This is a genomic window from Brasilonema sp. UFV-L1 (genome assembly GCF_012912105.1).
Classification (GTDB): Bacteria; Cyanobacteriota; Cyanobacteriia; order Cyanobacteriales; family Nostocaceae; genus Brasilonema.
The window spans coordinates 1-26,949 of the sequence record NZ_QMEA01000111.1; the positions used below are offsets into that span (position 1 = coordinate 1).

Below are 26,949 nucleotides of genomic sequence, written 5' to 3' on the forward strand. Positions count from 1 at the left end.
GTGTGATCGAGAACTCGGGGTCCCCACTGCCCCTAATCCCCAGGGAGTGGGGACCCCGAGTTCTCGATCACACCTCAGTCTCCCAATGATTGCGACTCAATTGCTAGTTAACTTGAGCCAACCTCGTTTGATAGAGCAAGTGCAAAGCTTACCTGTGGATGGTGTGGGATTATTGCGCTCAGAATTGATGGCTCTGAATATACTAGAAGGACAACACCCAAGTACTTGGCTGTTGGAGGGACACCAAACCAAATTATTAGAGCGTTGGCGTGAGCAAATTATCCAGTTTGCTCACGGCTTTGCACCAAGATCTGTTTTTTATCGATCTTTGGATTGGCGTTCTCATGAACTAGTATCTTTGAATCAGAATGTACAATCTTCAACGCAGTCGATGTTAGGAGAACGTGGGACTTTTAGCTATTTGAAAAATCCCGCAGTTTTTGAGTTAGAACTGGCTGCTTTGGCAGATACACAAAAGGCAGGATACAGCAATATTCACTTACTGTTACCTTTTGTTCGTACAGTAGAAGAGTTTTCCTTTTGCCGTCAAAAAGTTGAGCAAGCAAGATTAACCCAAGTACCGCAATTTCAATTGTGGATTATGGCAGAAGTGCCAAGCGTACTATTCTTACTGCCAGAATTTATCAAAGCAGGTGTACAGGGAATTTCAATTGGTACCAATGACTTGACTCAACTGTTGTTGGGAGTTGATAGAGAGCAAGGACAACTAGCACAAGTGTTTAATGAACGTCATCCAGTCGTTATGAGTGCGATCGCCCAACTCATTCAAATCGCAAAAAGTGCAGGAATTCCCTGTTCTATCTGCGGTCAAGCACCAGCACTGTATCCTGAAATCATTGAGCAACTGGTACAATGGGGCATCACATCTATTTCTGTTGAACCGGAAGCTGTTGAGCGGACATATTTGGCGATCGCCCGTGCTGAACAACGGATAATCTTAGAAGCAGCCCGACGTCAATTCAAGCAGTAGGGACAACGTTCTCAGCTCTACAAGAGTTCACGAGTCATATTCATGTCACACCAACAAGTTTTCTCAAGCTGTCAACTACCAAAAGAGTGAAGAGTGAAGAAATGGTGTCTTTTTTCTTCACTCTTGTGTCTCTAACTAGGGACTCTTGACTCTAGATGATCAACTAACGTTTCGCCAGCTTCTTCGCCAACTTCCGCAGACGAATTGACTGGGGAGTCACTTCCACCAATTCATCTGGTCCGATGTATTCCAAAGCACGCTCTAGACTCATTTCCATTGGTGCTTGCAACTGTACTAGTTCATCACCGCCGGCTGCACGGTGGTTGGTGAGTTGCTTCGTCTTGCAGACGTTCAGTTCCAAGTCTTGAGGACGATTGTGTTCTCCGACAATCATACCTTTGTAAACTTTGGTACCTGGAATAATAAAGAAGACACCTCTATCTTCGGCGTTCTTCATGGCGTAGAAGGTGGAAACGCCTTCCTCAAAGGAGATTAAAACGCCTTTGTTACGAGCTTCAATATCACCAGAGATAGAACGGTAGTCCAGGAAACTGTGGTTCATGATACCTTCACCACGAGTCATACGCATGAATTCACCCCGGAAACCGATTAATCCACGGGCGGGGATGACAAATTCTAGTTGGGTGCGTCCGTTTCCACCAACTTGCATATCTTGCATTTCGCCTTTACGTTGTCCCAGTCGTTCAATGCAACTGCCAACTGCATCTTCAGGAACATCTAATACCAGAAGTTCGTAAGGTTCGCAAGGTTGTCCGTTGACTTCGCGGTAAATCACCTGTGGCTGGGAGACTTGAAACTCATAACCTTCGCGGCGCATGGTTTCGATTAAGATACCGAGGTGTAGTTCTCCACGTCCAGAAACCAGGAATTTATCGGGGGAGTCGGTTTCTTCAACGCGTAAGGCGACGTTGGTTTCTAGTTCGCGCATGAGGCGATCGCGCACTTGTCGTGATGTTACCAACTTTCCTTCTTGACCAGCAAAAGGTGAATCATTCACCCAGAAGGTCATTTGTAATGTTGGTTCATCTACTTTAATGAGTGGTAATGCTTGGGGTTCGTTCGGGTCAGTAATCGTTTCCCCAATGTTGGCATCAGCAAATCCTGCCACAGCTACGATATTACCAGCTGATGCTTCTGTGATTTCAATCCGCTTGAGTCCTTCAAAGCCCATCAACTTGGTAATTTTTGCCTTGACAACTTCGCCGTTTTCTTTTACCAAGCCGGCTTGCTGTCCCATGCGGATAACACCGTTGTGAATTTTACCAATGACAATCCGTCCTAGATACTCAGAATAATCTAGGGTTGTGACTTGTAGTTGCAGCGGTTTCTCTGCATCACCCACTGGTGCTGGTACATGGCGCAGGATAGCTTCAAACAGTGGCTGCATATCCTTGGCTTCATCTTCCAACTGGTCTTTGGCGTAGCCACTTAAACCAGAAGCAAACAGGTAAGGAAAATCACACTGGTCATCATCTGCCCCTAGTTCTAGAAACAGATCCAAAACTTTGTCTGTAGCACCATGTGGATCAGCTTGGGGACGGTCGATTTTGTTGACAACGACGATGGGGCGCAGTCCTTTTTCCAAAGCTTTCTTTAAGACAAAGCGTGTTTGGGGCATGGGACCTTCGTTTGCATCAACAATCAAAATGCAACCGTCAACCATGCCGAGGACACGTTCAACTTCGCCACCAAAGTCAGCGTGTCCGGGGGTATCGATGATGTTAATTAGCGTTTCTTTATAGCGAACTGCAGTATTTTTGGCAAGAATTGTAATTCCCCGTTCCCGTTCAAGGGCGTTGGAGTCCATGACGCAATCCGGAACGTCTTCTCCTTCACGGAAAATGCCGGATTGTTTGAGGAGGGCATCAACAAGGGTTGTTTTGCCGTGGTCAACGTGGGCAATAATGGCGACGTTACGGATGGGGAGCGTCATAATAGCGCGTTTGGATAAAATTAGCGTGGGTACTTTAGAACTTAATATCTAGTGGAGGTCTGTTGTAACAGAATTCAAGTGGTTTTATAAATTCTGTAAACAAGCCTTAATAATTCTATATTAACTCTTTATGGTTCAAGTGTTTTTTAGGGAACGAATCGAGAAGACATATAGAGGATGCACAGACATGACCTACTGATGCCCTGATTTGAGCTTATGCCACAATTAATACGAGTGTTTTTGATGTGTCAGCAATGGTTTGGATATCTGGGCAGAAATTGCAAGATGGTAAGTACACTCTTGAAAAGAAGTTAGGGCAAGGAGGTTTTGGTGTTACTTACCTTGCCAAGGACAAAAATGACAATCGAGTTGTGATCAAAATCCTCAAAGACATAGATACAAATACTTGTGATTTTGACAAATATCAGCAAGATTTTGTCAATGAGGCTCTAAAACTGAAGGGATGCCAACACCGTTACATAACACCTATCCAAAGCTACTCATAACTAGACCTTTCTATGACAGACTACTTGTACTAATTAATTCGCTTTGAATTTCGTTTACTTCCTTGCTTCAACCTGGAGAAGTCGGCTTCTACCAGTCCACAGGCTAACCTCGCCTAACTGGCGATTTTTCTCAAATTGATTGCTGCGTTCAAGTCGCGGTCAATGACAAAACCACAATGACCACATTCAAACACTCGCTCTTTCAAAGTGAGTGTTTCTTTTTTGGTTCCACAGTTTGAGCAAGTTTTGGAACTTGGAAACCAACGGTCAACTACAACAAGCTTGGAACCATACAGTTCGCACTTGTAGGTTAGTTGACGACGGAACTCAAAGAAAGACATGTCAGATATTGCTTTAGCGAGTTTATGATTAGCTAACATTCCTGATACATTCAAGTCCTCGATCACTACTGTGCCGTGGTTCTTGGCTAACAGTGTGGTGAGCTTGTGCAATGTATCCTTACGAATATTGGCAATCTTCCTGTGCAGCCTAGCAATCTGAACTTGTGCTTTCTTCCAGTTAGCAGACCCAATTATTTTATGGCGATTCAGCCACTGCATTCTGGATAACTTAGATTCATACTTTTTGTAGGACTTCGCGCCGACGACCACCTCACCAGTTGAGAGTGTCGCCAATGTTTTAACACCGAGGTCAACGCCTACAACATCGCTGTGTGGAGATTCTTGGACTTCTGTTTCAAGTCGAAAACTGATAAACCATCTGTTAGCTTGACGACTGATAGTAACTGATTTGGGTTTAACCTGTGGGAGTCGTTCATAGGTTTTGAGAACGCCAATCACAGGTACTTGAATCTTGTTGTTGCTCAAAATCTTGACCGTACCTTCAAGCGTGAACGAATCACGTTGACCTTTTTTCTTGAATTTGGGAACACCTGCAGTCTTATTAAAACAACGCTTCCAAGATTCGCGTAATGCCATCAATGCTTGCTGTGGAGTAGACTTGCTAACTTCGTAATACCAGTCATGCTCTGATTTCACCAATGCCACCAACCATTTATGTAGGTCAATGGCACTGGGGAATTTAATCTTGGAATCAGGATTGACTTTGTTATGATCCAGAATCTGTTTAGTCAAACAAAGTCCCCAGTTCCAAGCATGGCGAGCTACACCACAATGTTTTGCAAACGCTGTACGCTGTTGGTTATTTAGTTTCAACTCAGTTTTGAAACCTAATAGCACTATAGTTATTCGCACGCCTTTTTATGCACCTCCTGAACAAGAAAACCCTCGTGCTAAACGTGGCGCGTATACAGATGTTTATAGTTTAGCAGCGACATTGTATAAAGTACTCACAGGAAACGAACCTGAAAGTGCGATTTATAGGATGTTTGGTGAGCAACTAAAGCCACCAAAGGAACTGAATCCAAATATTAGCGACAGAGTGAATCAGGCGATTCTCCAAGCAATGGAGTTGAGACCAGAAAATCGTCGCACAACCAGCTGTAGCAATTGTAAATACTCAGTAGACATCAAGACACACTAGCGGATGTGTAAAACTAAAGAAAAAGACCACTCTTTTATCACCATAAAAACACTTTTATGATGGACTGGAAGCAACTCCTGACACCTAAAAGACTTGGCAAGGAGAACCCAGAAGATTTTCAACTGGATCGTACTTCCTTTCACAGAGACTATGACCGTCTGGTGTTTTCCTCTCCTTTTCGTTGTCTGAAAGATAAGACTCAGGTTTTTTCTTTACCTACAAATGACTACATTCGCACTCGTCTCATTCATAGCTTAGAGGTTTCGTGTGTCGGTCGTTCTCTTGGTAGAATAGTTGGGTTTGAAATTATCAAAAGACACAAGCTTGATAAGTTTGGGTTTAGTGCTTCCGACTTTGGCGACATTGTTTCTGCTGCGTGTTTGGCTCATGATATTGGCAATCCTCCCTTCGGTCACTCTGGAGAGGATGCGATCCGTGTAGGATTTGAATCGTGGTACAACAATATTTGCAAAGAACAAGAGGGTTTTCTCAACACGTATCAAAAAGCTGACTTTGATTTATTTGAGGGAAATGCACAGGGATTTCGCATTTTAACAAAACTAGAAATGCATTCAAGAATTGGAGGAATGCAACTGACTTGTCCAACTTTAGCTGCTTTTACAAAGTATCCTAGAGAGTCTTATATACCCAAGCATATCCTGAATGGTTATTCAGGTAGTAGTGTTAAGAAATATGGTTTTTTCCAAGCAGAAAAAGATTTATTCACAGAAGTTGCAGAAACAGTAGGGCTTATTCGTCGTCATGAGAAAGCAGCATGGTGGTCTCGACATCCCCTTGCTTTTTTGGTGGAAGCAGCAGATGATATTTGTTACTCCATTGTTGATGTAGAAGATGCTTATCGGATGGGTTGTTTTTCCTTTAACCAAACTAAGGATTTGCTCAACGAGATTGCAGAAATTGACGAGATTGACCTAAAACAAAATGATAAAAAAGATGCAGAAAAGGTTAAGCATCTATGTGCGGTATCTATCAATAAACTTCTTAAGGAAGCGGCTAATATTTTTCTTTCCTATGAAGAGGACATTCTTTCTGGCAAATATGACCAACATCTCTTATCTTTAAGTAATTATGCCAAGCATCTTAAAGTCATTGGAGAGACAACCCTTGCTGCAGTTTTACCGCATCAAAATGTGATTGGCATTCAAATTGCTGGATACGAAATTATCGGAAAATTGTTTGTTGAATTTGTCAATGCAGTTTTAGACAGCAGTCAAAAAGGCAAGTTGGTTTCTTATATGCTTCCTGAAGAGTATCGCCCTGCTTCTGAGGAAGATGCTTATCACAAAATTCTGAGGATTACAGATTATATTTCTGGCATGACAGATTCATACGCTACCAGTCTATTTCAACAATTTAGCGGTCTTTCATTGCGTTGAGCTTTAGTTATATAAATCTGTGAATGCCCAATTGATTGAATGGTATCTCTGTATGATAGCTCGTTTTTGTCACAACTTTCTGATTCCCAATCGGCTCAGTAATAAGGGAAAATGCAAAAGGCTCATTTCATAGCTTCTGTGGAAAGCATCAATTAAACAATGGCTGCAAAAATTCCCGTCACCATCATCACCGGATTTTTAGGGAGTGGCAAAACCACACTCATTCGTCACCTGTTACAAAACAACCAAGGACGCCGCATTGCAGTTTTAGTCAACGAATTTGGAGAACTTGGTATTGATGGCGAATTGTTAAAATCTTGCCAAATTTGCCCAGAAGATGATATAGGCAGCGATAACATCTTTGAATTAACCAACGGCTGCTTATGCTGCACTGTGCAGGAAGAGTTTTTACCAACAATGCAACAGCTTATCAAGCGGAGAGACAGCATAGACTGCATTTTGATTGAAACCTCTGGTTTAGCATTGCCAAAACCGCTGGTGAAGGCTTTTCGCTGGCATGAGATTCGTAATGCTGCTACGGTGGATGCGGTGATTACTGTGGTAGATTGTGCAGCAGTCGCAGCAGGAACATTTGCGAGTAATCCAGAGGCTGTGGAAGCACAGCGGCAGGCAGATGATAGTCTAGAACACGAAACACCTTTACAGGAATTGTTTGAAGACCAACTTGCTTGTGCTGACTTGGTGGTATTAAATAAAAATGATTTGGTTGACAACCAGACAAAAACAAAAGTTGAGGAGTTCATTCAACAAGAGTTGCCTAGGGTGGTGAAGATTGTAGAAAGTTGTGAAGGTAAGCTTGATCCCTCTGTATTATTAGGATTTCAAGCCGCAGTTGAAGATAATTTAGATACCCGTCCTAGTCACCACGACACTGAAGAAGAACACGACCATGATGACGAAATCACTTCAACTCACGTGATTTTAGACCGTGCCTTTGACCCAGAAAAACTACGGTATCAGTTGCAAACATTGGCACAAGAGCAAGAAATTTACCGGGTAAAAGGTTTTGTCGCTGTACCAAATAAATCCATGCGCTTGGTGATGCAAGGTGTGGGAACTCGGTTTGAACAATTTTATGATCGCCCTTGGAAGCCACAAGAAGCAAGACAAACCCGCTTAGTTTTTATCGGTCGTGATTTGAATTCTTTTAAAATTGAGTCCCAACTGGTGAGTTTAACAAATTAGATTTTCACCATAAAAGCTGACTCTAGTTCTCGATTGTGCATTCCCCAACTAACGACGAACGCCACAAGTTACGTATACAAAAAACACATTTTTTTAAAAACCTTCAAACTCTTGCTGTACAAGGGTTTCAAAACGTTTTCTCCCCAGAAAAAGTCCAGTTTCACAAAGACGCGACCTTTTCTACTGCATAAGTTGATTTCACCTGCATTTATTGCAAATTAGACCACTGTATATTTTGCACCCCCTTTAGCACTAGATGAAGGGGGGTTTTCTTTTGCGCCGGTACAGTAATCCCAAAAACCCGGTTTCTTTAAGGGACTCAACGAAAAATCAATTTTTTCGATTACAGAAACCGAGTTTTTTACCTTTATGCGTGACTAATGTAGCGGCGCTTTAACCTTATTCATTTTAAATGGTCTAACGCTGGTTAAATGTATAAATAATTACTTTAAACTAGAAACCGAATACAGTTCAGAGCAGCCAATGAATTCAGATTCTGAAGCCATAGAAGCAAAGCCCGCCAAAGCAGGCTTTGTCTGTGTAACCGTAAATTCATCAGGATAGATAAGTGACGGCTACTACTAACTGCGCCGTATTAATTTATAGGCAATTCTTACGGGGAAAGTAAGCGTCATCATGCTTTGGCGTTTCTGTAGTTGGCATCTATCCAACAACGTGGTAAGCTTTCTCCAGATGGAAAAGTAAGATTTTCTTTTTTGTAAGAATCAGGTTGTTGCTCTTCTTGACCTTCTTGCTCTTGCGCATGAACAACATCATGATTAGGGTCTATCAATTCCTTAACATCAAGAATTTTAACTAATTCATCACTACCTTTGATTTGCAGAAGCATGGAAATATCCTCCATAAATTTGTATGACTAAGTGGAGCTAGTTTTAACAAGCTAGCTTTATGTATATCTAGGGTGAAAGAATAAAACACCCTTATGTTTGGGATTTCATGAAATAAGAATTAAAAACAAGAGAATTTTCACTAAGTATCAGTCTTACTTTTTCTGCTTTTGCTGATACTTAGTTATCATTCTCCAGTAATGAGAAACTAAATACTAAATAAAGTGAGAAGACAACGAGCTAAATAGAGAAATTAGATCTCCCGCTGATATTTTTCTAAAATATCTACTAAACTTACTTGACATTGCAGCGGTAGTAAATCAATCAGAGGAATTTCTTTTCTTCCACCACCAATCTTAACTGGAATAGATTCTAGAACTTGGATAACTTCATCCTCTTCGACTGGTTTACTAGCGGTTATTAAAGGATACACTTGCTCTACAATGACAGTATGCAATTTGGCATCCGATACGTAAAGGTGCCATTTGGCAATATCTATGTAAACATTTTCGCCAATTTCCGCTGCTAGGGCTTCGAGTAATTCTTTGGTGTTAGTCTTAGCCATAAAAATAACCCTACACAATAATGAGCGCGAATTTTAGTTATATGTACATTATCGCTCAAATATCCAGCCCTGTTCTACCACCCCAAGTTACAATCGCCCTAGTTTGTCCAGTCAGTCTTCAGGTGGATGTAGGTGGTGTTTCTGAATAGTTGGCGATCGCCGAAATATAAATCAGATGTCCCAACAGTACGACGATCCAACCTGCTGTCAACCAAGGTAGCCATTCCCAAGTAGCTGAATTGAAGTTATCGAAAAACCATAAACCGGAATTAAACAAGGCAAATACCGCCACATGAACGGCAAAATTCATCCGATCATCCAATTTACGGTAAGCTGGGTCTTTGCGATCAGGTGTACGAGGCCAACGAGGAGGCATAAGTATTTGTTACAACTTTTAACAAAAGTGCTTTTTGACTTATTTTATGATTTTTGGGAGTAAAACAGTGTTTACCCACAAATGTCATTGTTCTAAATTAAAGCATAAATTAAAGCATAGATTCGGCTGGGTAAAAGGCAATGACCACCTTTTGTGACCAACAAATCCCCCATTTCCTCAGATAACTCAGGTCTTGGGGGATTTTAATATGATTCGTATTTGGCTTTTTACTGCATCAAAGCATGTATCAAAGCTGAGAGTCATTCGGGTGAACCGTATCGTTAATGTGGTGTTTGCCGTCTTTAATAAATGACAAAGACGCAAAAATGGCTTGCAAAAGTCTCAAGCTGAAGCGATGAGAGAGATGAAAATTAACTAAACTAAACTTAACTGACTTGAGTTGTGGTTTGTCCTTGATGTTGATCAGTTTGTCCGTTTTGTTGTCCACTAATAGCTTGATGACTTTGTTGTCCACCTAAATTAATTGTGACAACTCTGTTCTTTTCTTCTTCTGCTTTAGGCATTGTCAGACACAGTACGCCGTTTTTGAATTCAGCTTGAACCTTATCGTTCTGAATTCGAGTTGGCAAAGGAATAACGCGTTGGAATCTGCCATAGTGAAATTCCGAACGTCTCATGCCTTTGTCTTCTTGCTTAGTTTCAGATTTGCGTTCACCACTAATAGCAACTGCTTCAGCCGTAACTTTCACATCTAAATCTTTAGGTTCAATACCAGCAACTTCAATTCTGAGCTTAATATCGTCCGCTGTTTCATGAATTTTTGCAGCAGGCATAAAAGAGGATTGAGAAAATTCAGAACCGCTTTCACCAGGATTAATCATCTGATCAAATAGACGATTCATATCTCGCTGTATTTGCGAAAATTCCCGGAATGGATCCATGTTGCGGAATGGGTCAAAACGCATTAAAGCCATATTTATTTCCTCCGACATCTCTCAAAGGCAAGAGCTTTTTTTCTCTTGCTTCTACCTCAAATTATCAAAGGACATAACCTAGGTTCATCAGCCATCTGGATGACCTTTTCATTGTTCTGAGTTACTATTGGTTAATCTTTTTGATAGAGGTAGCAAAAGTATTCACTTGCAAAGATGTAAATGACTTTTACAAGTGGACTCAAATGGCTAAAGTAAAGCCAATTCAATATTTTGCCAGATGAGTCGCGCAAAGAGGTAAAATACATTAATCGGGCTGAGAATAATCTCCTGATTTTCCGCCAGTTTTGCTAATTAATCTAATTGATTCAATTTGAATCGACTTTTCTAACGCTTTCGCCATATCATACAAGGTCAGAGCCGCAATAGAAACGGCAGTTAAGGCTTCCATTTCGACTCCTGTTTCAGCTTTGGTTTTAACGATTGCTTGAATTTGATAACCAGGTAATTCTGGCGCAGGTGTCACCTGTAGTTCAATTTTTTGTAACGGTAAAGGATGACATAAGGGAATCAAAGAAGCTGTCTGTTTCGCCGCCATAATCCCGGCTAGTCTGGCGGTTCCTAACACATCTCCCTTGGGAGCATTCCCTGCTTGAATAGCGGCGAAGGTTTCTGGTAGCATCCTGACTGTGGCTGTAGCTACAGCTTGGCGGATAGTGGACGCTTTTCCAGACACATCCACCATTTGAGCCTGACCGTGATCATCCAGATGGCTCAAGTTGTTGGATAAAACTTCAAAATTTTCTTGCGTCATTTGGAAAAGGTGTGCTAAGATAAAAACTCGATAAGGGTGTGTAGCTCAGTGGACTAGAGCACGTGGCTACGGACCACGGTGTCGGGGGTTCGAATCCCTCCTCGCCCGTTAAAAATAGAGACGCGAATTTTCGTGTCTCTATTTTTAGATTTTTAAGTATCTTTCAATGCATAAGTATCTTGACCGCGCCCAAGAGCAAAGCGCACAGAACTAGGTAAATCTTTGCTGGAAAGGGTCACAAAGATGATAAAGCTTAAGAATGTTAACAGGGCGCATAGACCAAACGTGTTTCTATAGCCAAGATATTCAGCAACAGAACCAAGAATTGGACCGGCGATCGCAATCCCAACGTCTAAGCCCATCAGACATATAGCAAATATCCGCCCGCGTTCATAAGCGTGCGCTCGGTCCACCATCAAAGCTGTTATCATTGGAATGAGAATGCCAGAAGCTATCCCCTCAATAATTGCTGCAAACAAGAAAGCAGCAGAACTCTTTGCTAACCATAAAAGCGACAGTGACAAGGTGTAAAAAACTAAACTGATAGTAATAAATAAACCACGACCAAAGCGATCGCTTGCCTTTCCTGTGAATAGCCTGACACTAAAACTCGCAACTGCAGCTGCTGTATAAAACAACCCTGGATTTAAATTAACCGCAGTTGATTTGATGAACAACGGGATAAAAATGTGTAAAGCACCAAAAGCCAAACCAACCAGCAACATGATTATAGCTGGAGTTTTTACCCTGGGACTGAACAGAATTTGCCAAAATTGACTATTTTGACTGCCTGTTTGCGGGTGTGTTACGATTGGTGGATTGACAATAGTCAACAGACCCAAAAACGCCACAAGAGCTAATTCAGCGGTGATCACAAATAAAATCTGGTCACCGACTCCGGCTTGCAAATATCCGCCTAAAGCTGGTCCAATTGCGACTCCGATAGGATTAACTAAACTCATGTAGCCAATGATTTCACCCCGCTTTTCCAGAGGGGCGATGTCAGCCACCAACGCATTAAAACCAGTGGTGAAAGCAGCCATGCTAATACCATGAAAAGCACGCAGCACTATTAGCAGGGGAATAGATTTGGCGAACAAGTAGCCAACGGGCGCGAGGACAGCCACTAGCGTACCAATAAGCAACACAATTTTACGACCCCGCCAATCCGCTAAACGTCCTAACAAAGGGCGAAAGAACAACAGTCCGATGGCGAAACTACCCATCACAATCCCAATTTGCAGCTTTGTTGCTCCTACAGATTCAATATACAGTGGTAGCGTTGGCAGCAACGAAGCCATGCTGGACCAGAATAGCAAACCTGCTGCAAATAAAATCAGCAGGTTGCTTCGCAATTGGATATTGATGATGCGAGACATATTCAAGAGCAGATGCTTATTAATTGTGTTTTTGTTTTATCTACCAGCAAATTCAATGAAAGACAATAATGACTCGTTTCTCAAAGAGTCTCAAAGTCAGTAAATCCGGAATTTTTTTTGATTTGTATAAATAAACTTAGCTTCAGATTGACTTTTGGGTTGTTTAGTATACAAATCTTGATTCAGGACATAAGTACAAGTGTAGCATTTCTGATTTTCTAGCATTGCTGGTAGATCTCTTTCAGGTATCAAAATATGATTGTTGATACAATAATTTGCAACAAGCGTAACCTTTATCTTGAGTTTGCCCAACGGGTACGATCTGCCGAAGCGCGTAGCGTGCGCTTTGCGCTCGTAAGGCAAGCGTTAGCGCAGGCCCCCTAAGGGGCTAGCTATCGCCCGGAAATGCCCGGAAATTGAGATGAGATAACTCATACAAAGGGTATGGTGGGCAATACACCCACCTATTTTGCTTTGACAAACAGTCTAAAGAGACTGCAAAATCTCTTCATCCATCGAAAAATCAACTTCTGCTTGATCTCGCCCAGATGCCAGATAATCATTCTCTAAGGAGTCTTTGAGCCCAGAAATCAAATCATACTCAGGCTGCCAGTTTAATTCTGCTTTCGCTTTACTCACTGAAGCAAAGAAATGCTGCACCCGTAAAGGAAAAGCTTTGCGCTTGCCAAAATCAAATTTTTTCGGTTCGTAATGCACGATTTTTATTTCATCGGGAGATTTGCCAGCAGCAACAGCGCAGGCGCGGGCTAAACCATCAAAAGTGACGAAGCGATCGCCTGAAACATTGTACACTTGTCTGCGGGCTGTAGGATTTCCTAAAACTTTGCACATTGCTGTTGCTAAATCTTTGACATGACCGAATTGGGTTATGTGTAAGCCGTTGCCAGGGATAGGAATGGGACGGTTACGCAAAATCCTGTCAAAAAACCAAGCTTCTAAATCGTTATAGTTCAAAGGACCGTAAATGTAAGTGGGACGAATGGAAGTAAAGGGTAATCCCTGTTGCGTTAAGTAAACTTCCGTTTCATGCTTACCTAAGTGGCGACTTTTGGGATCGATAGTATCCCCTTCTACATGAGGCATTTGGTCTGATTTGAGATACACCCCAGCAGAACTCATGTACACAAAATGTTCTACACGGTCTTGAAAAATTTCTGCTAATGGTTGAGTATCAGTAAGTTCACGTCCGTTATTGTCAAAAATGGCATCAAAATTTTCTTTGAATAATTTTTCTTTTAACTGGGTAGCATCAGTGCGATCGCCTACAATTTGTCCTACCCCCTCGACGGGTGCAGGACGATTGCCACGATTAAACAGTACGACTGAATGTCCTTGTTCTATCAATAGTTTGGTTAGGTAGATACCAATGAACCGCGTACCACCCATAATTAGAATTCGCATGACTTATCCCGATTTTAGATTATCTGATCAAGAAACTAGGGACTGGCGACTAGGGCTGGTGAATTGAAAATTCCTGGTACCTAGGACCTAATACCTAGTATTCTGTCTCCATCTTGAGGTTATCAGTTTGCGGTATTCTGCAGGAACCTCCTAAAAAAGGATTACGTCTTTAGCAAGAGTGGGGCGTTTCCCATTCATTCAACAGGAAAGTTTCAGTTAACCTACCTCTAACTCCTCCCCCATTGCGTGTTCTCTACCAACTACAGTTAGCTGTGCCTTTGAAATGTGCCCTTGTTCATGAATGGCTGACACCCAAAGCCACTGGTGGTTCAGAACTCGTTGTGCGAGAAATTCTCAACCACGTTAATGCCGATTTGTACGCCCTCATCGATTTTGAATCCAGTAACCCAGAAAGTTACTTATACCAGCGCAATATTGGCACAACGTTTCTTCAGCACTTTCCTTTTGCCCGTAATGGCGTACAAAAATATTTACCTTTGTTGCCGTTAGCAATCGAACAGTTAGATTTACGGGCGTATGACGTGATTTTGTCTTCATCCCACGCTGTTGCCAAAGGAGTTTTAACGACTCCGGAACAGTTACACATTTGCTACTGTCATACCCCCATGCGCTACGCTTGGGACTTGACTTTTGATTATCTTCAAGAAAGCAAGTTGGAAAGTGGTTTAGCCGGGTGGATGGCGCGGTATTTACTGCATCGTCTACGTCAGTGGGATGTATTGACAGCCAATCGTATTGATTACTTTATTGCTAACTCAAAACATACTGCTCGTCGTATTTGGCGTTGCTATCGAAGAGAAGCCACAGTCATTTACCCGCCAGTTAATGTCGAGAATCTTTCTTTCTTGGCTCAAAAAGAAGATTTTTATCTAACCGTTTCCCGGCTAGTCAGTTACAAACAAGTATCTTTGATAGTCAGGGCTTTTAATAAATTGCAACTACCTTTAGTCGTAATTGGAACAGGACCAGAGATGAAAAACATTCGGAGGATAGCAAAATCGAACGTACAAATACTCGGGTGGCAACCCGATGATGTGGTAAAAAAATATATGGCTAATGCCAAAGGTTTCGTCTACGCAGCTCGTGAAGATTTTGGCATTGCTTTAGTAGAAGCGCAGGCTTGCGGCACTCCTGTCATCGCGTACGGTGCAGGCGGTGCCTTGGAAACTGTGCGGGATCTTCGTGAACATGGCGAGCAAGGAACAGGTATCTTTTTCAAAAAGCAAACAGAGGAGGCATTGGTAGACGCAATCAAAAATTTTGAAACTTATCAAGAAAAATTTCATCCTGAGTACGCACAAGTGCATACTGCTCAATTTTCCCAGCAAATGTTTGCACAGCGCTACCTTGACTTTCTAAATAAGTGTATACAAGAAAGACCATCACCTGATTGATGGTTTTGTTTTACAAGCTTTTGGAAATTTGCCCCCAGAAGCACCTCCTTTTAGCTTTAAGATTGGGACTATGTGTGGTGTGGATTGTTAAGGAGTATGATGACTGCCCAGAGCTCACTCCTCTCCGGGAAGCGATCGCGTAGTAAGCCCGGTACTGGGCGCTGTTTTTCCAGCAGCGTCACCCCGTCTGAAGGACGGACACAACGAACTGCAGTGAGGTTGCCTTTGAGCGGGAAATCGCCCTTTAAGGCGCTACGCTCTGCAAAACCCCAGAGAGCGTCTTTACGCTCAACTGCAATGAATGTGGCTGCCCTATTGCCCTGGAAACGAGCAAGTGTTGCCGAGACAAATTCCTCAGCAACATACAGACGAACACGGCTTTTCTTCAAACGCGATCAACAGAAAAAGACACCTAGAGTTCAAACCAAAGGTCTGTCTTTTCGGGTTTTAAACGGAGAGTTTACCAAGCGACTGTTCGATATTTTCTTTTCGCTATCAGTGCTAATTCTGTTCTCGCCTTTGTACTTAATTTTGGTCTTGCTGATTGCTTTAAGCTCAGAAGGTCCAATTTTTTATGTACAGGAACGGGTTGGGAAAAATTTCAAGCCTTTTAATTGTATTAAATTCCGAACAATGGTAACCAATGCCGACGAAGTTCTCGTGCAATTGATGGAAAGATCTCCTCATATGCGGCAAGAATTTGAGGCAAATTTTAAACTCAAGCATGACCCGCGAATTACAAAAATAGGTCGTTTTTTGCGAATTACTAGCTTGGATGAATTTCCTCAATTCTGGAATGTTTTAAAAGGAGACATGAGTGTCGTCGGTCCAAGACCTCTAGTAGCAGAGGAGTTACCTAAGTATGGTTGTCACATAGATCAGATTTTAACTATCCAACCAGGAATTACTGGTTTGTGGCAAGTCTCTGGACGTAATGATATTCCTTATCCTCGACGGGTTCAAATAGACTTGCATTACGCAAAATTCAGAAACTTTTGGTTAGATTTGTGGATAATTTTTAAAACCATTGGCGTTGTTATTATGCCCAAAAATAATGGAGCATACTAAACAATTCAACAAGAAAAGTTTCAATCAATGAACAGTACACAGCCAGACCAGTGCTGCCAAGAGTTGTCAGTTGCTCCGGCTTCCTTTGCAAGAGCGCACTGACTCCACTAAGCAAACGATATTAACTGGTAACTGATAACTGATAACTGATAACTGTTAAAATTGACAGCTAATGGTAAAGAGAATTCTAGTCGTTTTGCTATTGCAAATTCAATTCGCGACTGTGAACTCATGATTGATATAATTCGTAATTCGTAATTGAAGTCGTCATTATGAATTACGAATTTTTAATGATAAATTGTAGCCAGTTAACAACTTGATGACTGACTTGAGGAGCACTCCTTCGTTTTATTCAAAATTCGCTGCCGTAGGCAGCGAATTTTGCATGTTTGAGTGATCATAGTTCAATAGCTATTTCAGGTGAATTATCTCCATTTTTAAGAGAATTTTAAAATAAGTCCAATGTGTATAAAGTTTTAATAAAGAACAAAGAAATGACAAAAGAAAAAATTACAAAGTAAGCTAGAACAATCTAGATAGGGTAAAAATTTTTCTTGTAAACTAACAGAGTGGCAGATTTACACGTATCAATCAGTTGAGCTGCAAGTATGATTTGTGGATTTCCCGTTGGGAAATTAGGCACATACTTCCTAGGTTGTACCAGGTTGCCTGTAGTGTTCATTTATTCAGTAACGACAAGGGATAATAAAGCATGACGCAAAAGAAGCGAGCGTTAATTACTGGTATTACCGGTCAAGATGGTTCATATCTGAGTGAGTTCTTACTAAGACAAGAATATGAAGTTCATGGTATAATACGCCGGACATCTACCTTCAACACTGATCGCATAGATCATATTTACGAAGATCCTCACAAAGAGGGAGTACGGTTATTTCTACACTATGGCGACTTGACGGATGGTACTACGTTGCGCCGCATTCTAGAGGAAGTCCAACCAGTAGAAATTTACAATCTGGGTGCTCAATCCCATGTACGGGTAAGCTTTGATTCTCCTGAATACACAGTTGATTCAGTAGGGATGGGAACGCTGCGTTTGTTAGAAGCAATTCGTGACTACCAGCATCGCACAGGTATCCAAGTGCGGTTCTACCAAGCAGGTTCTTCAGAAATGTTTGGTTTAGTACAAGACATCCCACAGAAAGAAACCACACCGTTTTACCCCCGTAGCCCTTATGCTTGTGCGAAGGTTTACGCTCATTGGCAAACAGTAAATTACCGTGAATCTTACGGAATGTTTGCCTGTAATGGAATACTTTTTAACCATGAATCACCGAGACGAGGTGAAACATTTGTCACTCGCAAGATTACTATGGCAGTTGCCAGAATCGTTGCTGGCAAACAGAAAAAACTTTACATGGGTAATCTTGATGCCAAGCGAGACTGGGGCTATGCAAAGGATTACGTCAAAGCAATGTGGTTGATGCTTCAGCAGACTGCGCCTGATGATTACGTCATTGCTACAGGTGAAACTCATACAGTACGAGAGTTTCTCGAACTAGCGTTTGGTTATGTCAACCTTAATTGGGAAGAGTATGTGGAGTTTGACGAGCGCTATCTCCGTCCAGCAGAGGTAGAGCTGTTAATTGGTGATTCTACCAAAGCACAGCAAAAGTTGGGTTGGAAGCCATCAGTAACATTTGAGCAACTAGTCGCCATCATGGTAGAAGCTGACCTTCAAGCATTGGGACTGACTTCCCCAAATGGTAAAGTCAAAAAAGTCCTCAAAGATAATGCTATGATTCGGCAAGAATTGGGTGCGCTCCATTTGTGATGTACACCGACGAGGAAAAAAATATGAATGCCTTAGAACTCAAGGATAAAAGGATTCTCGTAACTGGTGGAGCTGGTTTTTTGGGGCGTCAAGTGATAGACCAGCTATGTCAGGCAGGAGCTGCTCAGAATAAAATTACAGTACCGCGATCGCGTGAATGGGATTTACGTACACTGGAAAATTGTCAACGTGCAGTAGATCAACAAGACATTGTTATCCATTTAGCAGCCCACGTCGGTGGTATCGGTCTCAACCGCGAGAAACCTGCTGAGTTGTTCTACGACAACTTGATGATGGGAACTCAGTTGATTCACACATCATATCAAGCTGGGGTAGAAAAATTTGTCTGCGTTGGTACAATTTGCGCCTATCCCAAATTCACCCCAGTTCCATTTAAAGAAGATGACCTGTGGAATGGCTACCCAGAAGAAACCAACGCCCCCTACGGAATAGCAAAAAAAGCTCTTCTCGTCCAACTGCAAGCTTACCGCCAGCAATACAACTTTAATGGCATTTACCTGCTACCTGTCAATCTGTACGGACCAGAAGATAACTTTGATCCCAGAAGTTCTCATGTCATCCCAGCCCTGATTCGCAAAGTGCATGAAGCACAGATAAAGGGAGAAAAGAAAATCCCAGTTTGGGGTGATGGTAGTCCGACGCGCGAGTTTCTGTATTCACAAGACGCAGCGCGGGGTATTGTGATAGGAACTCAATTGTACAACGAGTCTGAACCTGTGAACTTGGGAACAGGTTATGAAATCTCCATCCGTGACTTAATCAATCTCATCTGTGAATTGATGGAGTTCGACGGTGAAATTGTTTGGGAAACTGACAAACCCAACGGTCAACCACGCCGCTGTTTGGATACTGAACGAGCCAAGAAAGCCTTTGGTTTCACAGCTCAAGTAGACTTCAAGCAAGGGTTGAAGAATACGATTGAGTGGTGGCGTCAACACGCCGCATAGTTTTTGTAGGTAGGGCATATGCCCTACTTACATCTGTTAGCGAACAACTGAGCGAAGTCCTATACGATCCAGCAACATAGATAAACCCAGAGACGTGCTCAGCAGTAAGATCCAAACTATAAGTTTCAGAATGAGAATTTCAGGAAGGCTAAATGTAGTTTCACTGAACAAGCGGATACCGATTGAAATAAGTATCTGATAGATAACTCCATTTATACAAAAAATACCTAGACTATACTTTGATAAAGTTAAAACTAACCTGCTGAAGAATGAAGGAAATTGCTTTTATTCAATAGATGCAAAGCATACAACCATAACAAAAATACTCAAAATGCAAGAAAACATTACGTAGTCAAAAGGTGGTATTTCTCTGAAGGGGCGACAAAAACGGCTATGATGTAGACAGAATAAGCTTCATCGCCCTATGTCCCTGTTGATAATATCTTCGCTTATTAGGACTTAATTTCAATAAGTCTCTGACTAACTCCTGGCACGCCAGTTCGCTCAAGTCGGGAAACCCGCCCACGCGACTGGCTCAACTTTCCATAAAATTGACCCAAGTATAGCCATATAATCCAATGTAAAAACTGCTATGCCGTCTTTCAATGCGTCCATATTCTTTGACGCGACCGACATATTTCTGTAGACCCATACGTTTAATTTTCTGTCCATATAAAGTGGCAGAAGTATAGGCGATCGCTATTAGTAAAATAAGAGCAAGAAACCGCTCACCAGACACACCAGTTCCTTCTAAATTATAACCACCACTCTTAAAATCACGAAACATTTCTATGCCCTTCGGGCACGCTACGCGAACAATATCAAATCTTCTTTTATAGCTAGCGATCGCTAACTCTAAAGTTTCTAGGTTCGTGAGGAGAAATTATCCCTCTTCCGGCGCGACTCCCAGAATTTTACGTTTCCATTTACAAGCGATATTAAAATTGACGAAACCTTTGGTTTTCGTGACCTTGACCCCTTTTAAAAAGAAAGAGGTTCCTGGCGATAAACCTAAATTTTTTAATTCTAACCGGGGGAATAACTGGAAAAATAAGCCAAGCCCTCTTGCGTTGATCTGGAAGCTCCTCGATTTATCGTGGGGTTATTAGGGCTTGGCTTATTTTTTTGTCCCAATGCGTCACCAAATTTCCTTTTCAATTTCAATGAATTCATTTTTTTTGAGACGCAAGCAGAAATATACATTCTGGTCTCTGAGCCAGTTTCCCAATTTCACTGAGCAAAATTCACGGTCTCCTAATACGCAAACTTTATAATTTTTAAAAATCGGAAATACTTGAGACAGGGCTGCTTTCTGTTCATTGATATTGCTACTGCCTAGCTTGGGTAATAATTCAAAGTATATTGGAAACGTTCTTTGCTCCCAAACAACACTAATCATGAATAGATTTATACAAGACCAATTCGTTCTGTCAATCACTACATAAACTATCTTGCTACGTGTAAAATACGTTTCTAACCATGCGATAACAATGGGGAACCAAATTTTTTCAATTGTTAAATTCGGCAATGACAAAAATCTTTGTATTTTCTTTCTTCTACTTTCAAATTTAATTGGAATTGGTAGGGCAGTAGCTAAAGCCTCCAAACTAACTTTTTTAATCGATTGCAGCACCGTAATCAAAATTTTGAGAAAGATGTATTCGGCAAGATTAAATTGACTTTTCAGGTGTGTTTGGTAGAATACAGGCAACATTATCATTAGATAGGTCTTATTGACATTGGACGACCTATCTTTTCTTACCATAAATCGCTGTACTGTTTACCAAATAAGCTTCTCAAGCTATTTTGTCGCCCCGTCAGGGTATTTCTCCTTTAAAGATACTAAAAAACCAATAGGATTCATACATTTGAATTAGGCAGTATAATATCAGCAAAACACATTTTAAATGTGTATTTAGTTGCTGGGAAAATTTTACTGTCGAATATGATGGGACAGCCACAAATTTTCTAAAACTAGCAACAAAATTTCTCAGTTAAACAAATTATTTTGGGAAGCTGATGTACATTGAAGTTGCAATATGATGATTATTTCCTTTGTTTTTATTTTCCGCTGCCACGGAATCACTAATTCCCTCTGATTTCACAGTCTATTTAGTAGATACTTCAAATGATCTACTGATTGAAATAGGCGCTGAGCAATGTATTCTTTGTATGAATGCCAGACTAATTCGATGATGCAACTTCAATGTCGATTAGCTTATTTCTGACAGGAATAAAAATAATGTAGCTGCTGCGTTTACAAACTGCTTGCCTGCTCTCATAAGGTTATCGCGGCTTGTTCTTTGCCATCAATGCCCGTAGAACGGATTCCCTCCATCGGGTAAAACAATTAACTGATTTTTTAACAGAAGAACGAAGGTGTCAGGAGCCAGAATTCAGAATGAATTCTTTAGACTGGCGGATGAGTATGGGGTCGCGCATCCCCACCGTCTACACGGTGTCTACAATTGGTTGGGGTTTAAATCCCCATCCAATTGATTCTGACCGGAGGCGGAGCGGCTCCGGCTCCGCTCCTGAATTCTGACCGGAGGCGGAGCCGCTCCGGCTCCGCTCCTGAATTCTTTTTTAATGTGTGATTTTTCTTTTTACCCTTCGGGTTCGCAGTTGCTGTAGCCTGTGGAACCCGTCCACCGCACTGCTCACCAGAGTAATATTTTTTTTGCTCCTCATACTCTTCCGGTCTTTCTCTAGGCTGCTCACAGCTATCTACTATTAACTCAAACTCTGTTAACAGTTCTTTAACAATTTCGTAGTCACTGGCGTTTTTTTTACCTGTTCAAGTAAACTGGATGGTAACAAGTCTCTCAGGACTGGAAACCAGTAATTAAATGTATCATTTGCAGTCGTTTCACTTACTCCAAACTGAATACCTAATAATTGGAATGTAGTCACGGGGTCGCGCCACGTACCAAAATTAGCGACGCATTTGGGCGCATATGTTAGCCAGCCTTATTTACATCACGAGTACCCGACTTGAAAGCAGTGAAACCAGAAAGGCTGGCTAACTTCCCAGAAAGAACCCCGCGACGCCCTCTAACATTAATAACTCGTTGGCAACACAGTGAAACCAGAAATAGGGCTGGCTAATTTTGGAGGGGACAAGTGCGTCAAATGCCGCAGGTATATCAAAGTTAGAAGTATTTGTTCTTCGATGGATAGTTTTACTCTCCGACCACCGCCTTTATTTATGATTCTAACTTTTCGCGCTTCCATGTCCGCAAGACGTTCATTGTGTAATGCGAGCGCTTGCTTGATTAATTGCTCTAGTTGCTCATATTTTAGACCCACTAATCGCTGTGTATTCTGATGATTTTGTTCAAGGTACGCAGATATAGAACTCATATTTTTATCATTGTCAAAGATTGTTGATTCTTATTTTACCTGAGTCTGTTTATATTTCGGAGATGTCTATAGTAGAAAAATGACCTCCAGAAGAGCATACCAGCATTAATTTCATTTTCTGTGATTCCTAAGATAACTACCTAGGATACACCTGATAACTACGCTAGCTAATCACACGCCATATAACGCGGTGTCAGTTAAACAACTAATATTTTTTCAACACTAAAAATCGTACAAAAGAAAGAATACTTTTTCTTTCCAAAAGATATTTGCACACCCGGTTACTCGCAACCAATTTCGTTATTCTACAGATGTTTATACAACAATTCTATATCTAACTATAGATCTACTTAGAGGATGTTTGAAACTTCATAAAAGTATAAATTTGTCAGAATGAAGTGAAGCGTCCCTTGCGCGTGTCCGCTTGGGACGAGCGCGTAACGTTAGCAAACCATGCCTGCAGGGCATAAAATCTGGGGTTTCGGGCACATACACCAGATGTTTTACTCTGTTTGACTCCGCGCTCGTCCTAAGGGAACACACTGCATATGCACTCTTGGCGCATGCTAAGCGAACAAGATGATATGGAACAACCCTTTTAAAACATCCTCTGAGAATATAGATTGATATAGAACAGTTGACTCTACTATTCTGTCAATTGTTAGCCAGAGAAGTACTTGTCCACAAAAACTTTAGAGTTTATAAGCTGCATAAGCTCTGCAGCAGCTTCATGACTTACAAAGTTTTTTAAATGAGCGAACCAACTGTATTTCTCTTCCTATATCTAGGTATACTACAAAATTTTATTCTCTGTTATCGTCAGAAATAAGTTTAGTAAAAAAATTACATTTTTTCTCCAAAAATCAAGTATATTTAGGTTGACAAAAAAAATTGGATGTAGAAAAAATTTGAATATGAAAACAAGGAATACTCGTAGTTAAAATCATGCAGCACTGGATGTTGTGGTAGGTTTTTAAATGAGAAAAACAGAATTACGTAAATTGCTTATCAAAACACGTCAATTAATGCCGGTTCACGAATGGAAGCAAAAGAGCGATCGCATTTGCCAAAACCTTTTAAACTCTCCTGAATTTAACCAAGCAAAAACAACACTCGCTTATTTCAGCTTCCGCCAAGAACCAGATCTTAGTCCCTTATTTAATACTTCTCACCGTTGGGGTTTTCCTCGCTGCGTTGGTAAATCCCTTTCTTGGCATATTTGGACATATCAAGACACCGTAATAACCGGTGCATATGGCATCAGCGAACCTGATTCTCAAGCACCAATTATATCTTCTGCGGAAGTTGATTTAATTCTTGTTCCTTGTGTAGCTTGCGACTCTCAAGGATATCGTTTGGGTTATGGCGGAGGATATTATGATCGGATGCTGAGTTCTCCAGAATGGATAAACAAGCCAACTATAGGTATTGTATTTGAATTTGCCTATTTACCTGAGATACCAATTGATACTTGGGATAAACCGTTGCGAGGTGTCTGTACAGAAAAAGCCCTTGTTTATCAATAGATTTTTTTCAAAAACTCGATTGTAAAAATCCGATTGACCTACTTCCTTTCAGAATCTAACTTCTTCAGTGCAGCGTTTGCATGTAGTCTGACTTGAGGATCGTCATCTGCCAACATCTGGGTTAATACATGTACTGCCTGTTTTTTCCCTAATTGTCCTAAAGACAAAGCGATCGCACTTTTAATACTAGCAATTTCAACTCCTGGATGATTTTGTGACAACATTTCTAGTAAGATTTCTACTGCCTTGTCAGTTAAAGTCGTATCATTGACTCGCCCTAAAACAGTCACAATTTCCTGCCAGACTGTGGGGAACTGCAATTGATGAAGTGCTTGTTGCAGATACTCCAAACCCGATAATGTTCCTACCCAAGTTAAAGCGCGGATAGCTTCGAGTTGCAACCGAATTGGTACATTAGGTGACACCAAAACCTGAAATAATTCTTGTGCTGCTGCTTCACTACCCATTCTAGAAACGGCAGCGACTGCAGCACAACAAACATCTTGATCAATGTCATAAAGCCTCGGTTGTAATTTTGCCACCAAATCTAGTGCTTCACATAAGTCAGGGCGAAAACCCAAACCAACAACTGCTTCTCGCCTGACTGGGGCTGCGACATCACTCAAAGCCACCAGAAGCACTGGTGGTACACGGTGATCGTGAAAGCTACTGAGTGCTTCAATGGCCACAGCACGCACAGCAATTTGTGAATCTTGCACGACGCTTAATAAAGGTGCGATGGTTTCTTTTTGCCGAATGTAAGAAAGCATTTGAGTTCCCAACAGACGTGTTTGTTCCTCGGCTAAAAGTTCTGTCAGGCTGGTAATACTAACAGAACCCATTTGTCCAAGCGCAGTGGCTGCTGTCTGCTTGAGTTCGTCACTTTCATTGGTTTTCAGCAATTCCATCAAAGGTGCAATGACATTTTGATTTTTGAAATCCCCCAGAATACGTACTGCGTAAGTGCGTAGTTCTTCCTCTGCCTCTTCATCTTTTAGTATATCTATCAATGGGGGGATGGCAATCGTCCCCAAGTAGATAAATACGTTAGCAATTTCCCAACGTTGCTGAAAATCTCCATTTTCTAGAACTGAGATTGCTAATTTCAGGAGATACTCTTGATTTTTCAGTATCTCTGGATGTTCTGAGTCTTCTTGTTGAGTCAACTGTTGTAAGCATTGAATCAATGATGACCAGTCAGACGCATTGTATGCTACTTGCGCTTGTACTAAAAGCTGGGTGATGTTATTCACAATTTGCAAATTTCTAAATAGGCCCAAATTGATTTTACAAACGGTTCACGCTTTTCTAACTTGAGTGCATCCTTATCTCTCCCCCACCCGCGTCAGTCGGGAAAGTCGGATCATAAAGTCGCAAAAGTCGGATCGTTGGGTGACTCTGAAGAAATACAGCGGGTGTAAAGGGTTCGCCGTTTCCGTAGATATGATGAAAGGCGCTTCATGAGTACACGTGAGTGAAGGAAGTCCTGTTTTATCGTGGTTTCAGGGAGATCCAAATAAAAAAATGCCCAACAAGAATGCCTATGGCTTACGCCTCTGCTTAAGCAGTACGGCAACGCTGCGCTAACAATAAGCGCGTTGGTTACGGGGTCTAACACGTAAAAAAGTTGGGCAGCCCTACGCGCCCTTCGGGCTTAAATTCGCTCATTATAAATTCAAAATTAAGAAGTAATTCACTTGGGACTCTTTTTTTTGAACTTTGAATGTTAGCGTAGCGTGCCGTAGGCAGCGAATGAGCGAATTGTTCTGGGGCTGCCCAACGCCAGATACCTACGGAGGGAGACCCTCATCAAGTACTGGCTCAACTTTTTCGGGGACAAGTGCGTGTACAAGGCACGCGTGTGGAGGTCGTCAAGCGCCCGATAGGCAAAGCCGTGCCGCAGGCATAGGGCGCAGGACTTGCGCCCTTGCATTTTTTTTTCTTGTAAGTGCCTCACCCAACCCTGTCCTTAGTGCTTATTTTTATGCAAAAAATGTATCAATTTGATGCATTTTTATCAACATATATGAAATTTCGTAACAAAATATACGATTTCAATACTTTTATCACCTTAAGGTAAGGATGAACAACCACACAATTTGCATCCCAACAATGCACTAGACAGATTATTTTTAGCAAGTATGTAAACACCAAAAAATAGAATTTTTTTTACTTCTTATAGACCTCATAAGTTTATAAAAACAAAATGTTATGAGGTAAAAAGTTGCTGCCCCCGCAACTCCCTCCAGAAGTTTTCTGTGATTAGCACTTTGCAATTGAGTTGAACTCATGACAAACTTAGCAACTACTACTACAAGCAGCTCAAATAAGTTTGAGAAATTCAAAGCAGAAAAAGATGGTCTTGCTGTTAAGGCAGAAATAGAAAAATTTGCCTCTGTTGGCTGGGAGGCGATGGATGAGACTGATCGTGATCATCGGCTGAAGTGGGTGGGTGTCTTCTTTCGCCCAGTCACTCCAGGCAAGTTTATGATGCGGATGCGGATACCTAATGGTATTCTCAATTGCGAGCAAATGCGCGTGCTAGCTGAAGTGTTGCAGCGTTACGGTGATGAGGGCAGTGCTGACATTACCACCAGACAAAATATTCAACTGCGAGGCATCCGGATTGAAGATTTACCAGAAATTTTTGATAAATTTCGTGCAGTTGACTTAACGAGTGTGCAGTCAGGGATGGATAACGTCCGCAATATTACAGGTGATCCAGTCGCTGGGTTAGATGCGGATGAGCTGTTTGACACACGGGAGTTGGTGCAACAAATTCAAGACATGGTCACCAACCGAGGTGAAGGCAATTCCGAGTTTAGCAATCTCCCACGCAAATTTAATATTGCGATTACTGGTGGACGGGATAATTCAGTTCACGCCGAAATTAACGATTTAGCTTTTGTTCCCGCCTTCCAAGAAGATGGGGGGCTAGGGGTCCCCACGGAGTGGGGTCTGTC

The 26,949-nt window shown here is 41.6% G+C and carries 22 protein-coding genes, 1 tRNA gene and 4 pseudogenes; 12 read left to right on the forward strand and 15 right to left on the reverse strand.

What is annotated here, in order from left to right; translation table 11 throughout:
• Positions 1-991, forward strand: a 991-nt coding sequence (locus DP117_RS25270) for a putative PEP-binding protein (protein ID WP_339380986.1), incomplete at its 5' end; no start/stop codon positions are given.
• Between the two features lie 163 nt (positions 992-1,154).
• Here DP117_RS25270 and typA read toward each other — a convergent pair.
• Positions 1,155-2,945 (reverse strand): translational GTPase TypA, encoded by a 1,791-nt coding sequence (gene typA, locus DP117_RS25275; RefSeq protein WP_169220985.1) that lies wholly within the window; start codon positions 2,943-2,945, stop codon positions 1,155-1,157.
• Positions 2,946-3,199: 254 nt separating this feature from the next.
• Here typA and DP117_RS25280 point away from each other — a divergent pair, with 254 nt between their 5' ends.
• Positions 3,200-3,451, forward strand: coding sequence for a hypothetical protein (locus DP117_RS25280; RefSeq protein WP_169220986.1), 252 nt, complete (start codon positions 3,200-3,202; stop codon positions 3,449-3,451).
• Between the two features lie 113 nt (positions 3,452-3,564).
• Here DP117_RS25280 and DP117_RS25285 read toward each other — a convergent pair whose 3' ends face one another.
• Positions 3,565-4,650 (reverse strand): RNA-guided endonuclease TnpB family protein, encoded by a 1,086-nt coding sequence (locus DP117_RS25285; RefSeq protein WP_169220987.1) that lies wholly within the window; start codon positions 4,648-4,650, stop codon positions 3,565-3,567.
• Here DP117_RS25285 and DP117_RS25290 point away from each other — a divergent pair.
• The 3 genes from DP117_RS25290 to cobW all read left to right on the forward strand — a co-directional run bounded on the left by DP117_RS25290 (position 4,634) and on the right by cobW (position 7,557).
• The gene (locus tag DP117_RS25290; protein WP_211176335.1) at positions 4,634-4,954 is read left to right on the forward strand and encodes a hypothetical protein; all 321 of its coding nucleotides are present in this window, start codon (positions 4,634-4,636) and stop codon (positions 4,952-4,954) included. The two genes, DP117_RS25285 and DP117_RS25290, sit on opposite strands and share 17 nt — an antisense overlap.
• Before the next feature lie 56 nt (positions 4,955-5,010).
• The gene (gene dgt, locus DP117_RS25295; protein WP_211176336.1) at positions 5,011-6,351 is read left to right on the forward strand and encodes a dGTP triphosphohydrolase; all 1,341 of its coding nucleotides are present in this window, start codon (positions 5,011-5,013) and stop codon (positions 6,349-6,351) included.
• A gap of 159 nt (positions 6,352-6,510) precedes the next feature.
• A complete protein-coding gene (gene cobW, locus DP117_RS25300; RefSeq protein ID WP_169220988.1) occupies positions 6,511-7,557 on the forward strand; it encodes a cobalamin biosynthesis protein CobW in 1,047 nt (348 codons plus the stop codon).
• A 634-nt stretch (positions 7,558-8,191) separates the two neighbouring features.
• On the opposite strand, the gene DP117_RS25305 is transcribed toward cobW, so the two are convergent.
• The 5 genes from DP117_RS25305 to moaC form a co-directional block, all read right to left on the reverse strand.
• A complete protein-coding gene (locus tag DP117_RS25305) occupies positions 8,192-8,407 on the reverse strand; it encodes an acetyltransferase (protein ID WP_169220989.1) in 216 nt (71 codons plus the stop codon).
• A 251-nt stretch (positions 8,408-8,658) separates the two neighbouring features.
• The gene (locus DP117_RS25310; protein ID WP_169220990.1) at positions 8,659-8,970 is read right to left on the reverse strand and encodes a DUF3181 family protein; all 312 of its coding nucleotides are present in this window, start codon (positions 8,968-8,970) and stop codon (positions 8,659-8,661) included.
• Positions 8,971-9,088: 118 nt separating this feature from the next.
• A complete protein-coding gene (locus tag DP117_RS25315) occupies positions 9,089-9,346 on the reverse strand; it encodes a 2TM domain-containing protein (RefSeq protein ID WP_169220991.1) in 258 nt (85 codons plus the stop codon).
• A gap of 386 nt (positions 9,347-9,732) precedes the next feature.
• Positions 9,733-10,281: an Hsp20/alpha crystallin family protein gene (locus DP117_RS25320; RefSeq protein ID WP_169220992.1), complete on the reverse strand. Its 549-nt coding sequence runs from the start codon at positions 10,279-10,281 to the stop codon at positions 9,733-9,735.
• Positions 10,282-10,546: 265 nt separating this feature from the next.
• Positions 10,547-11,053 (reverse strand): cyclic pyranopterin monophosphate synthase MoaC, encoded by a 507-nt coding sequence (gene moaC, locus DP117_RS25325; protein ID WP_169220993.1) that lies wholly within the window; start codon positions 11,051-11,053, stop codon positions 10,547-10,549.
• A 34-nt stretch (positions 11,054-11,087) separates the two neighbouring features.
• Here moaC and DP117_RS25330 point away from each other — a divergent pair.
• Positions 11,088-11,161 (forward strand) — tRNA-Arg (locus tag DP117_RS25330).
• A 44-nt stretch (positions 11,162-11,205) separates the two neighbouring features.
• On the opposite strand, the gene DP117_RS25335 is transcribed toward DP117_RS25330, so the two are convergent.
• A complete protein-coding gene (locus tag DP117_RS25335; RefSeq protein WP_169220994.1) occupies positions 11,206-12,432 on the reverse strand; it encodes an MFS transporter in 1,227 nt (408 codons plus the stop codon).
• Between the two features lie 486 nt (positions 12,433-12,918).
• Positions 12,919-13,854 carry an NAD-dependent epimerase/dehydratase family protein gene (locus DP117_RS25340; RefSeq protein WP_169220995.1) on the reverse strand — a complete coding sequence of 312 codons (936 nt, stop codon included), beginning with the start codon at positions 13,852-13,854 and terminating at the stop codon, positions 12,919-12,921.
• Positions 13,855-14,126: 272 nt separating this feature from the next.
• Here DP117_RS25340 and DP117_RS25345 point away from each other — a divergent pair, with 272 nt between their 5' ends.
• On the forward strand, positions 14,127-15,269 hold the full coding sequence (locus DP117_RS25345) for a glycosyltransferase (RefSeq protein ID WP_169220996.1): 1,143 nt from the start codon (positions 14,127-14,129) through the stop codon (positions 15,267-15,269).
• 68 nt (positions 15,270-15,337) lie between these two features.
• On the opposite strand, the gene DP117_RS35560 is transcribed toward DP117_RS25345, so the two are convergent.
• Complete coding sequence (locus DP117_RS35560) at positions 15,338-15,658, reverse strand: hypothetical protein (RefSeq protein ID WP_211176339.1); 321 nt, start codon at positions 15,656-15,658, stop codon at positions 15,338-15,340.
• On the opposite strand from DP117_RS35560, the gene DP117_RS25355 reads away from it, so the two are divergent.
• From DP117_RS25355 to DP117_RS25365, 3 genes are all read left to right on the forward strand, one after another.
• Entirely contained in the window at positions 15,567-16,337 is a 771-nt protein-coding gene (locus DP117_RS25355) for a sugar transferase (RefSeq protein ID WP_169221001.1), read from the forward strand. The two genes, DP117_RS35560 and DP117_RS25355, sit on opposite strands and share 92 nt — an antisense overlap.
• Before the next feature lie 712 nt (positions 16,338-17,049).
• Positions 17,050-18,129: a GDP-mannose 4,6-dehydratase gene (gene gmd, locus DP117_RS25360; protein ID WP_169220997.1), complete on the forward strand. Its 1,080-nt coding sequence runs from the start codon at positions 17,050-17,052 to the stop codon at positions 18,127-18,129.
• Positions 18,130-18,152: 23 nt separating this feature from the next.
• Positions 18,153-19,097, forward strand: coding sequence for a GDP-L-fucose synthase (locus DP117_RS25365; RefSeq protein WP_169220998.1), 945 nt, complete (start codon positions 18,153-18,155; stop codon positions 19,095-19,097).
• A gap of 391 nt (positions 19,098-19,488) precedes the next feature.
• Here DP117_RS25365 and DP117_RS25370 read toward each other — a convergent pair.
• From DP117_RS25370 to DP117_RS36505, 4 genes and pseudogenes are all read right to left on the reverse strand, one after another.
• A pseudogene (locus DP117_RS25370) lies at positions 19,489-20,127 on the reverse strand (IS4 family transposase); the annotation flags it as partial.
• Positions 20,128-20,238: 111 nt separating this feature from the next.
• A pseudogene (locus DP117_RS25375) lies at positions 20,239-20,811 on the reverse strand (IS4 family transposase); the annotation flags it as partial.
• Positions 20,812-21,100: 289 nt separating this feature from the next.
• Positions 21,101-21,294 (reverse strand): annotated as a pseudogene (locus tag DP117_RS25380) (hypothetical protein); the annotation flags it as partial.
• A gap of 551 nt (positions 21,295-21,845) precedes the next feature.
• Complete coding sequence (locus tag DP117_RS36505; RefSeq protein ID WP_339380988.1) at positions 21,846-22,010, reverse strand: transposase family protein; 165 nt, start codon at positions 22,008-22,010, stop codon at positions 21,846-21,848.
• A gap of 1,427 nt (positions 22,011-23,437) precedes the next feature.
• Here DP117_RS36505 and DP117_RS25390 point away from each other — a divergent pair.
• Positions 23,438-23,986 (forward strand): 5-formyltetrahydrofolate cyclo-ligase, encoded by a 549-nt coding sequence (locus DP117_RS25390; protein ID WP_169220999.1) that lies wholly within the window; start codon positions 23,438-23,440, stop codon positions 23,984-23,986.
• 38 nt (positions 23,987-24,024) lie between these two features.
• Here DP117_RS25390 and DP117_RS25395 read toward each other — a convergent pair whose 3' ends face one another.
• Positions 24,025-25,242, reverse strand: a complete 1,218-nt coding sequence (locus DP117_RS25395) for a HEAT repeat domain-containing protein (RefSeq protein ID WP_169221002.1) — start codon at positions 25,240-25,242, stop codon at positions 24,025-24,027.
• Between the two features lie 1,033 nt (positions 25,243-26,275).
• Here DP117_RS25395 and nirA point away from each other — a divergent pair.
• Positions 26,276-26,949, forward strand: a pseudogene (gene nirA / locus DP117_RS25400) (ferredoxin--nitrite reductase); the annotation flags it as partial.

Bases quoted from the DNA above. Each gene is read 5' to 3' on its own strand.
- DP117_RS25305 (WP_169220989.1), bottom strand. From the start codon at position 8,407: ATGCTTCTGCAAATCAAAGGTAGTGATGAATTAGTTAAAATTCTTGAT.
- DP117_RS25340 (WP_169220995.1), bottom strand. From the start codon at position 13,854: ATGCGAATTCTAATTATGGGTGGTACGCGGTTCATTGGTATCTACCTA.
- DP117_RS25335 (WP_169220994.1), bottom strand. From the start codon at position 12,432: ATGTCTCGCATCATCAATATCCAATTGCGAAGCAACCTGCTGATTTTA.
- DP117_RS25315 (WP_169220991.1), bottom strand. From the start codon at position 9,346: ATGCCTCCTCGTTGGCCTCGTACACCTGATCGCAAAGACCCAGCTTAC.
- DP117_RS25280 (WP_169220986.1), top strand. From the start codon at position 3,200: ATGGTTTGGATATCTGGGCAGAAATTGCAAGATGGTAAGTACACTCTT.
- moaC (WP_169220993.1), bottom strand. From the start codon at position 11,053: ATGACGCAAGAAAATTTTGAAGTTTTATCCAACAACTTGAGCCATCTG.
- typA (WP_169220985.1), bottom strand. From the start codon at position 2,945: ATGACGCTCCCCATCCGTAACGTCGCCATTATTGCCCACGTTGACCAC.
- cobW (WP_169220988.1), top strand. From the start codon at position 6,511: ATGGCTGCAAAAATTCCCGTCACCATCATCACCGGATTTTTAGGGAGT.
- DP117_RS25310 (WP_169220990.1), bottom strand. From the start codon at position 8,970: ATGGCTAAGACTAACACCAAAGAATTACTCGAAGCCCTAGCAGCGGAA.
- gmd (WP_169220997.1), top strand. From the start codon at position 17,050: ATGACGCAAAAGAAGCGAGCGTTAATTACTGGTATTACCGGTCAAGAT.
- DP117_RS25390 (WP_169220999.1), top strand. From the start codon at position 23,438: ATGAGAAAAACAGAATTACGTAAATTGCTTATCAAAACACGTCAATTA.
- DP117_RS25365 (WP_169220998.1), top strand. From the start codon at position 18,153: ATGAATGCCTTAGAACTCAAGGATAAAAGGATTCTCGTAACTGGTGGA.
- DP117_RS25355 (WP_169221001.1), top strand. From the start codon at position 15,567: ATGAATGTGGCTGCCCTATTGCCCTGGAAACGAGCAAGTGTTGCCGAG.
- dgt (WP_211176336.1), top strand. From the start codon at position 5,011: ATGATGGACTGGAAGCAACTCCTGACACCTAAAAGACTTGGCAAGGAG.
- DP117_RS25320 (WP_169220992.1), bottom strand. From the start codon at position 10,281: ATGGCTTTAATGCGTTTTGACCCATTCCGCAACATGGATCCATTCCGG.